This is a genomic window from Methylobacterium sp. WL116 (genome assembly GCF_008039455.1).
GTDB lineage: Bacteria > Pseudomonadota > Alphaproteobacteria > Rhizobiales > Beijerinckiaceae > Methylobacterium.
In genome coordinates, this window is the sequence record NZ_VRUV01000879.1 from 1 (window position 1) to 1,164 (window position 1,164).

1 protein-coding gene and 1 pseudogene are annotated in these 1,164 nt (G+C 71.6%); both read left to right on the forward strand.

All coding sequences use genetic code 11. The features are described from left to right. Nucleotides 1-238 (forward strand): annotated as a pseudogene (locus tag FV223_RS28130) (lipid II flippase MurJ); the annotation flags it as partial. 201 nt (nt 239-439) lie between these two features. After that, on the forward strand, nt 440-1,164 hold a 725-nt coding region (locus FV223_RS28135), incomplete at its 3' end, for an MCP four helix bundle domain-containing protein (RefSeq protein WP_147729941.1).

The window sequence follows — 1,164 nt, forward strand, 5'->3', positions numbered from 1 at the left end:
CTGGACCGCGCCGGGGCGCACGCTCGGCCTCACGGTGCTCGGCGTCGCGCTCGCCTGCGCCGGCCTGGCGCTGGTGGCGGTCTACGGCCTGCCGCTGGCGGAATCCGTCGTGCCCGCCCTGCCGCGCGGCCGCGAGATCGCGGTGCTGGCGCTCCTCGGGATCGTCGGCGCGGCGATCTACGGCGGCCTGCTCGCGGGCCTGCTCCACCTGTTCGGGCTGCGCCTGCGACGCGCCTGAGATGGGCGGCGGTCGCGATCGCGGCAGTCTTGCAGCCCGGAAGATTGCACACCAGCAGTTGAGCTATCGTCCTCTATTTCACTCCTGGATTTAGATCTTCCAGGAAGCGAGGACAAACACCTGCGCGTGCTCGAATTCAGCGTCATTTAAGTCCTTCGCATTAGGATGACCTGAGTCGCACAATCCGAGGACCGTCCCATCATGCGGTTGACCATCAAGGCCGCGCTGATCGGCGTCATCGGCATCCTCACCGTCAGCATCGCCGGGCAGGGCCTGTTCGCCGCCTCCAAGCTGCGCGCCGTCAACGCCAGCGCGACCGAGATCGCGACGAACTGGCTGCCGAGCGTGCGCTGGATCGGCGAATTGAAATACGCCACCGCCCGCCTCCGCCTCGTCGACGCGCGCTACGTCCTGGCGGCCGAGCCGCCGGCGGAGCTCGACGCGGTCGGCGCCACCCGCCTCGCGGCGATCGCGAAGGCTGTGACGTCCTACGAGCCGCTGATCTCGAGCCCGGAGGAGGCCGCCCTGTGGGACGGCTTCAAGGGGCAGTGGGCCGCCTATCTCGACCTGCGCAGCCAGCTCGTCGCCGCCGCGCGGGACGGCGACAGGGCACGCATGGTCGCCGCCTTCGACCGCTCGCGGATGCCGTTGGACGCGGCCTTGAAGGTGCTCGACGCGGATTCCGCCCTGAACGACCGGGGCGGCGACGCCGCCTCCGCCGACGCCGCCCTCAGCTACGACTCCGCCCTGCGGCTCACGGTGGCGGTCTGCGCCGGCGCCCTGCTCTGCGCGCTCTGCGGCATCGCCTTCGTGATGCGCGGCATCGCCCGGCCGCTCGACCGCATCATCGCCGCGATGGGGCGGATCGCCGGGGGCGACGCCACCGTGGCGGTGCCCGACCGGGGGCGCCGCGACGAGGTCGGCGC